The sequence below is a fragment of the Gluconobacter sp. genome, assembly GCF_047723935.1.
Taxonomy (GTDB): Bacteria; Pseudomonadota; Alphaproteobacteria; order Acetobacterales; family Acetobacteraceae; genus Gluconobacter.
Genome location: NZ_JBDOBO010000098.1, coordinates 1 through 7,381, shown reverse-complemented (window position 1 = coordinate 7,381; position 7,381 = coordinate 1). Strand labels below are relative to the sequence as shown.

Here is a 7,381-nt window from a genome sequence, read left to right as displayed (position 1 = left end):
GTTGCCGCCGTGAAAGGGCAGTGTCCTAGGCCTCTAGACGAACGGGACTGGAGGCATGAGCGGGTGTATAAGGGGGTTCATTTGTGCCGTCAAGCACTTGAAACGTCAGAAATGAAAAAAGTTAGATTTTGTCGTTCCTGCCAAGTTTCCACCCTCAAATGCCCTGCCAGATGCAACAGCGGCATCGTCCGATCTTCAAGCAAGGGGACAAATGGTTTGTCCCCCGCACGGAAGACAAGTGCCTTCAGGCGTGTCCCGCCGTCTTCACCCTGGAACATCACGCGCAGGGTGTTTCCGTCCTTGCCAATGCGATCAGTCTTGACGCATCGCACATTGCTGATTGCCAGAACGGGCTCTTCATTGCCGGGTCCGAAGGGAGCCAACCGCGCAAGCTGAGCAGCGACTTCAAGCGAAGCGCCTCTGAGTGTGGTGAGGCCATCGATCCGTAATGCGTCCTGAACCGGAAGAGCGCGGGCTTCGGAAAGCGTGTTGTCCAGCAATTCATGGAAAGTGGCCGCATTGCCTGCTTCCAGCGAGAAGCCGGCAGCCATGGCATGGCCACCACCCGTCAGAAGAAGCCCGGACTGTCTGGCCGCGATGATTGCGGCACCGATATCCAGTCCAGGAACAGAGCGGGCAGATCCTTTGATAATCCCGTCCGCGAGAGCGCCGACCAAAGCCGGACGATTGAATCGCTCCTTCAGCCGTCCCGCGACAATTCCCACAACACCCGGATGCCAGGTTTCACCATGCAGGAAGATCACCGCATGATTGGCTTCGATCTGCTGTTCAGCCTGCTCCATCGCCTGAGCAAGAATGCCAGCTTCGACGCTCTGACGTTGCCGGTTCACGTTATCCAGCTCATCCGCAAGAGCGCGAGCTTCCACGACGTCTTCGGAGAGCAGAAGTCGCAAACCAAGATTGGCCTTGGCAATACGGCCTCCCGCGTTAATGCGTGGACCCAGAGCGAAGCCACACGCCATCGCACTGGCTTCTTCCTTCACGCCTGCCACAGAAGACAGTGTGGCTAGTCCCAAGCGCTCTCCACGCGCCATGACGCGCAAACCCTGCATGACAAGTGCACGGTTCAGCCCGGTAAGAGGCATGACGTCACAGATCGTGGCAAGGGCCGCGAGATCCAGACGCTTAAGAAGGTCAGGGGCAACGCGTCCATCCGTAAACCAGCCGTCTCGCCGAAGAAGACGTACTGTGGCGACCATCGTCAGGAAAGCAACGGCGGTTGCGCAGATTGCGCCAAGACCAGAGGTGCAGTCGAGGCGGTTCGGGTTAACGACAATGCCATTTGGCAGGATCGAACCATCCGGTTTGTGATGATCAAGGACAATAACGTCCGTTTGGCCGTGAAAGCCGTTCAGAATGTCGATCGCTGCTGTGCCGCAATCGATGCAGACGAGTAGGGTTGCGCCATCAGCAACAAGCTTTTCAAGGGCGGCTGTATTCGGGCCGTACCCTTCGGTCATGCGGTCTGGAATATGGGTGCTGACGGTGCAGCCAAGTTCCCGGAGAGTATCACAAACCAGTGCAGTGCCGCAGGCGCCATCCACGTCGTAGTCGCCGAAGAGGCCGATATGTTCATGGTTGCGGACAGCCCGAGCAAGCCGGTCGGCAGCTTTGTCCATATCCTGCAGACAGGAAGGGTCAGGCATGAGATCCCGCAGGCGCGGGTCCAGAAAGGAGGCTGCTTCCGTGGCTGTAACACCACGGGCAGTCAGGATACGGGCCAGAAGTTCCGGAATGGCTGCTCTTTGAGCCATTCCAAGGGCAAGGCGGTTATCCGCCTCTGCCAAACGTGGATCACGCCAGATCCACCGACGGTTGCCTGCGCTGCGGGATACGCCGAGGACCAGGCCCGTATCGTCTTCTAACATGCTACTCCATTCAGGATGGTCGATTTGTCTTCAGACTGAAGTCGTGATGGCTTTCAATATAGCGAACTGTGCCTGATTTTGAACGCATGACAATCGAATGCGTCTTGGCGCGGGTTGGGCTGATCCGTTCCACCCCCTTCAGCAGAGAGCCGGTGGTGACGCCTGTAGCGCTAAACAAAACGTGACCGGCGGCCATGTCGTGCAGACCAAGAAGGCGCGTGGGGTCTTTGCCGTCAGCCATTTCGCGGGCGCGTTCACGCTGTGCATCGTCTTCGAACAGCAGACGGCCCTGCATCTGACCATTCATACAGCGGATTGCTGCGGCTGCCAGAACACCCTCAGGAGCACCGCCGGAACCAGCATAAAGATCCACGCCGCCGCCATCGATACAGGTTGCGATAGCCGCAGCAACGTCACCATCGCTGAGAAGCTGAACGCGGGCACCAGCCTGACGGGCACGGGCAATCAGTTCTTCATGGCGTTCGCGGTCCAGCGTACAGAGCACGAGGTCAGAAACATCACGTTTCTTGGCCTTTGCCAGGTTGCGCAGGTTTTCTTCGATGGAAGAGTCCAGATTGACGACATCGTCCGGCAGGTCCGGGCCGACGACAATCTTTTCCATGTAGATGTCCGGGGCGTGCAGGAACTTGCCGCGCTCGGCGAGGGCGACCACCGTAATGGCATTCGGCAGGCTCTTGGCGCACAGGTTCGTGCCCTCAAGCGGATCGACCGCGATGTCCATGGCTGGGCCGCCGGAGCCGACCTTCTCACCGATGTAAAGCATCGGCGCTTCGTCCATTTCGCCTTCACCAATGGTGACGACGCCATCAATGGCGACCGTATCAAAGGCGGCGCGCATGGCCTGAACAGCCGCACCATCGGCGTCGTTCTTCAGGCCGCGGCCTGTCCAGCGGTCAGAGGCAATGGCGGCCGCTTCCGTGACGCGGACAAGCTCCAGCGCCAGGTTGCGGTCAGTTACGCGGTAGGGAAGAACATTTGTAGGATCGATCACTGGAGAGAATCCTCGATCTTGAGCACCAGGGGAGCTCCCTTAACAACAGGGAGCGCGGAAAGTGCTGTGATAGCTGCAGAAATAGCCTTTTCTGGGGCCTGATGAGTCACCAGGGCCAGATATGCACGTCCCGCTGCAGCATCATGTTGCGAGACAAAGTGCACGGAAACATCATGGTCCCGGAGAACCGATGTCAGATCAGCCATGACACCCGAGCGATCTTCCACATCCAGACGAATATAGAAGGCGCTCTTCAGTTCCCCGAGGCTGGTGCAGGCAACGGGGGCTGGTGTATTTCGAACGCCCCAGACCGGAAGGTCTGCACCACGGGCCAGATCGATCAGGTCTGCTACCACGGCACTGGCTGTCGGGCCTTCGCCCGCTCCACGACCGGAAATGGTGATAGGACCACTGAACGGGCCTTGTGTGGTGACGGCATTGAATACCCCTTCCACGGCGGCGATGGCTGCCTTGGCGGGGACCAGACATGGGCGAACCCACGCCTCGATCCCGCTGTCTTTGCTGGCACGAGCCATGCCGAGCAGTTTGATACGGTATCCCAGTTCGTTGGCGAACGTCAGATCTGCCGCTGTCACATCTCGGATACCGTGGACAGGAAGAGTGTCGAATGCGATGGGCTGAAACGCGATGCCGGCAAGGATGGCCAGCTTGTGAGCCGTGTCCCATCCGTCCACATCCGTGGAAGGCTCTGCCTCCGCATAGCCTTTGGCCTGAGCTTCGGTCAGAACATCTCCGAAATCCCGGCCAGTCGTGCGCATTTCCGTGAGGATGTAGTTGCAGGTGCCGTTCAGGATGCCACCCACGCTGTGGAGACGATCTGCAGCCAAACCTTCACGCACAAGTTTGATGGCAGGGATGCCGCCAGCAACAGCTGCTTCGAACAGCAGAGGCGCATTATTTTCGGCTGAAAGACGTGTCAGTGTGGAACCATGCAGGGCGACCAGGGCCTTGTTGGCGGTCACAACAGGCAAACCACGCGTGAGTGCCGTTTCCACCATGTCACGCGCCGGGCCTTCAGAGCCGCCGATCAGTTCGACAACAACGTCGATCTCCGGGTCCTGAGCAACGGATACGGCGTCGTCATGCCAGCGGGTGGCAGACAGATCGACGCCGCGATCCTTGCTTTTGCTGCGCGCTGTCACCGCCACAACTTCGATCGGGCGGCCAGCGCGGGCGGTAATCGTTTCAGCGTTCTCCCGCAGGAGACGAATGACGCCGACACCGACAGTCCCTAGTCCGGCCAGTCCGATCCGCAGTGGTTTCACGATGATGCAGCTCCAAGAAGGTCAGCGGTCGATGCACCGGCACCGTGCCGGTTCATGAAGCTCTTGATGGCCCGCGTCGCCTGACGCAGCCGCTGAGTATTTTCGACAAGTCCAATCCGGACGAACCCTTCGCCATATTCGCCAAAGCCCAGGCCGGGTGCGACGGCCACGCCAGCTTCTTTCAGCAGGAGCTTGGAAAATTCCACGCTCCCCATGTCAGCGAAAGCGGGGGGAATAGGGGCCCATGCGAACATGGATCCGGCGGGGGCAGGAACGTCCCAGCCAGCAGCGCTCAGGCCACGCAGCAGAACATCCCGGCGATCCTTATACATGGCGCGGATGTCCGACACGTAATCCTGCGGGCCATTCAGAGCCGCAACCGAGGCCACCTGAATTGGCGTGAAAGCGCCGTAGTCTAGATAGGATTTAATGCGTGTCAGGGCCTGAATCAGCTTTGGGTTGCCAACGGCAAAGCCCATGCGCCAGCCCGCCATGGAATACGTCTTGGACATGGAGGTGAACTCCACGGCCACGTCCTTCGCGCCTGGTACGGCGAGCAGGGATGGTGGTGGCTCATCTGCGTTGAAATAGATCTCGCTATAGGCGAGGTCCGACAGGATCCAGATGTTTTCCCGGCGCGCGAAGGCCACGATTTCCTTGTAGAAATCGAGATTGGCGACGAATGCCGTCGGGTTGGACGGGAAATTGACGATCAGCGCGGTCGGCTTCGGAACGGAGTGGCGCACGGCACGGTCCAGCGCACGCAGCATGTCCTCATCTGGTGTGGCCGGAATGGAGCGGACGGATGCGCCTGCGATGATGAAACCGAACTGATGGATAGGGTAGGACGGGTTCGGTACAAGGATCGTGTCACCGGGGCTGGTGATGGCGGCGGCCAGATTGGCCAGACCTTCCTTGGATCCCAGCGTCGCGATGACTTCCGTTTCCGGATCAACTGAGACGTTGAAGCGGCGCTCATAGTAGTTCGCCATGGCGCGGCGCAGACCGGGAATGCCGCGGCTCACAGAATAGCCATGCGCGCGCGGATCCCCCACGGTTTCGACCAGCTTCTGCACGACGTGGGCCGGTGGTGCGCTGTCCGGGTTACCCATGCCGAGATCAATAATGTCCTCACCGGCCGCTCGCGCGGCAGCCTTGGCCTTGTTCACTTCAGCGAACACGTAGGGCGGCAGGCGGCGGATGCGGTGGAACTCTTCGGTCATGACCAGCTCAAGGTGAGAAGATTAAGGGAGAAGGCACGATAGACAGGTTTTTCCGTAAGAGGAACAGTCCTTTACGGTCCCGCAGCGCAGGGAGGGGCTCAGCCCCCAATCCGTACGCGTACACCGTCCCCAATGGCCTCCGCATGAATGCTGATGTCAGATGCAGGAACACCTCTTTTGACAAGAGCGTCTGCTACGGTCCGTGCGCGCAGAAGGCCAAGAGAGATTTCTCTGGCCTGATCTGCGGCGGAAAGACCTGCATCCGCACTCATGGCTGCCCCAAAGCCTAGAATCGTTACTTTCTGCTTGCCACGATGGGACAGCAGACGCTGGTAATCTCCAGACGGGTCGCCCACCACATGATCTGTGGAAGGCTGAAAGCGGATTAGCGTTCCTTCGGGCGTGGAGCTGTCAATATCCGGGCGAAGCGGACCGCTCAGATTGGCGTCCATCGGAATATCAAAGCCAGGGAACTGGGTCGGCGGCGGCGGTAATGCGCCGATCTGCGGATATTCTCCGGGTGGTGTCGGGGGGATCGACTTGGCAATGACGGGAGGAAGCTCTGCTTCTGGCGGCGGGGCAGACTTTCCAGTTTTCGCCGGTGTAGGCGCCTTGGCAGGCGTTGCGGACGCGCTTGTCGCAGTATCTGTTGCGGCAGGATCCTGAGCGGGCTGTCCAGCAGACGTCATGGTCAGGCTGTTCTGCTCATCTGAGTCCGTGCCTGTTGGATTAACGGCGGAAGGGGCCGTCCGAGGAGGCGGTGGCGGCGCTACCGGCAACGTGCCGTGCGCTGCTGTTTCACGCTGGGCAAGATTGCGCTGGGCTTCAAGTTGCATCGTGAGGTTGATGCGAGCTTCGGGGGACGGCATCTCCGGCAGCTTCGTGGGTGTGCGCCCCACATGCGGGTAGGGCTCGTTCTGCCCCGGAGGAGGCGGACGCAGCTTGGCGATTTCTCCGCCCTCAAAGCTGTGCCACCATCCAGCCGGAACATCGACGGCGTCCTGATGCTGGCAGGCGGTAAAGAGGGGCGTGGCTAGCAGCAGTATAAACGGGATCTTTCCCGCATTTCTGCGCGTTACCGCTTTCCCGGGATGCGTCATGTTCCCTGAACCCACTGTGCCGTTCCTGCCTTCGCCAAATCTCTGAACAGGGCGGAGACTAGCCGTTCGTGATCGGGATGGCGAGACTTCGTCTTTCCCGGACTTGGCATGAAGGCAAACGAAGAGCAGGATAGGGGGATGAAGACGCACGATGGATCTGGAAACGACATGGACATCACCAGAATGACCCTTACCCGTCTGGACGACGAGCCCGATGCCCCAGAGGCCCCGGAAGACGACAACAAGACGCTGAACAGCCCGATCAGCGAACTCGAAAGCCGCCTGTTCGACCAGCGCAAGGTTCTGATCTTTGGTGGGATCAACGACAAGATCGCCCGTGACGTGACGGGGCGCCTGCTGGCGCTGGCCGGTTCGTCCGACAAGCCGATCGACGTCTATGTGAATTCCCCAGGCGGACATGTGGAAAGTGGCGACACCATCCATGACATGATCCGCTTCGTGGATTCGATTGCGCCCATCAATATGATTGGTACTGGCTGGGTCGCCTCCGCCGGTGCGCTGATCTATGCAGCGGGCCGCCCGGAGCGTCGCGTTTGTCTGCCGAACACGCGGTTCCTGCTTCATCAGCCGATGGGCGGTGTGCGCGGTCCGGCAACGGATATCGACATTGAAGCCCGCGAGATCATCAAGATGCGTGAGCGTCTGAACCGGATTTTCGCCAAGGAAACTGGGCAGACCTACGAGAAGGTCGCCAAGGATACGGACCGTAACTACTGGATGTCTGCGAAGGAAGCGATTGAGTACGGGCTTGTAAACCGTGTCATCCACTCCGCGACAGACCTGAAGTAAAACTATAAGCTCCAAGGGGCACGGCGTGTCTTCGGGCACGCCGCGAAGACCATCATGAAAA

Annotated in this window: 6 protein-coding genes; 1 reads left to right on the top strand and 5 read right to left on the bottom strand. The window is 59.6% G+C overall.

Going from position 1 to position 7,381, the window contains the following annotated elements:
* Positions 1-89 precede the first annotated feature (89 nt).
* The 5 genes from recJ to ABF979_RS15540 all read right to left on the bottom strand — a co-directional run bounded on the left by recJ (position 90) and on the right by ABF979_RS15540 (position 6,510).
* Positions 90-1,889 (bottom strand): single-stranded-DNA-specific exonuclease RecJ, encoded by a 1,800-nt coding sequence (gene recJ / locus ABF979_RS15560; RefSeq protein ID WP_415560635.1) that lies wholly within the window; start codon positions 1,887-1,889, stop codon positions 90-92.
* Between the two features lie 10 nt (positions 1,890-1,899).
* Complete coding sequence (gene glpX / locus ABF979_RS15555; RefSeq protein ID WP_202206310.1) at positions 1,900-2,901, bottom strand: class II fructose-bisphosphatase; 1,002 nt, start codon at positions 2,899-2,901, stop codon at positions 1,900-1,902.
* Positions 2,898-4,187, bottom strand: a complete 1,290-nt coding sequence (locus ABF979_RS15550; protein WP_415560634.1) for a homoserine dehydrogenase — start codon at positions 4,185-4,187, stop codon at positions 2,898-2,900. The genes glpX and ABF979_RS15550 overlap by 4 nt, the downstream gene beginning before the upstream one ends.
* Positions 4,184-5,410, bottom strand: coding sequence for an LL-diaminopimelate aminotransferase (locus ABF979_RS15545; protein ID WP_023944759.1), 1,227 nt, complete (start codon positions 5,408-5,410; stop codon positions 4,184-4,186). The genes ABF979_RS15550 and ABF979_RS15545 overlap by 4 nt, the downstream gene beginning before the upstream one ends.
* Positions 5,411-5,508: 98 nt before the next feature.
* Entirely contained in the window at positions 5,509-6,510 is a 1,002-nt protein-coding gene (locus ABF979_RS15540; RefSeq protein WP_415560633.1) for a hypothetical protein, read from the bottom strand.
* A gap of 168 nt (positions 6,511-6,678) precedes the next feature.
* Between ABF979_RS15540 and ABF979_RS15535 the strand changes: the two genes are divergently transcribed.
* Positions 6,679-7,320 (top strand): ATP-dependent Clp protease proteolytic subunit, encoded by a 642-nt coding sequence (locus ABF979_RS15535; RefSeq protein WP_062023155.1) that lies wholly within the window; start codon positions 6,679-6,681, stop codon positions 7,318-7,320.
* The last annotated feature ends 61 nt before the right edge of the window (positions 7,321-7,381 follow it).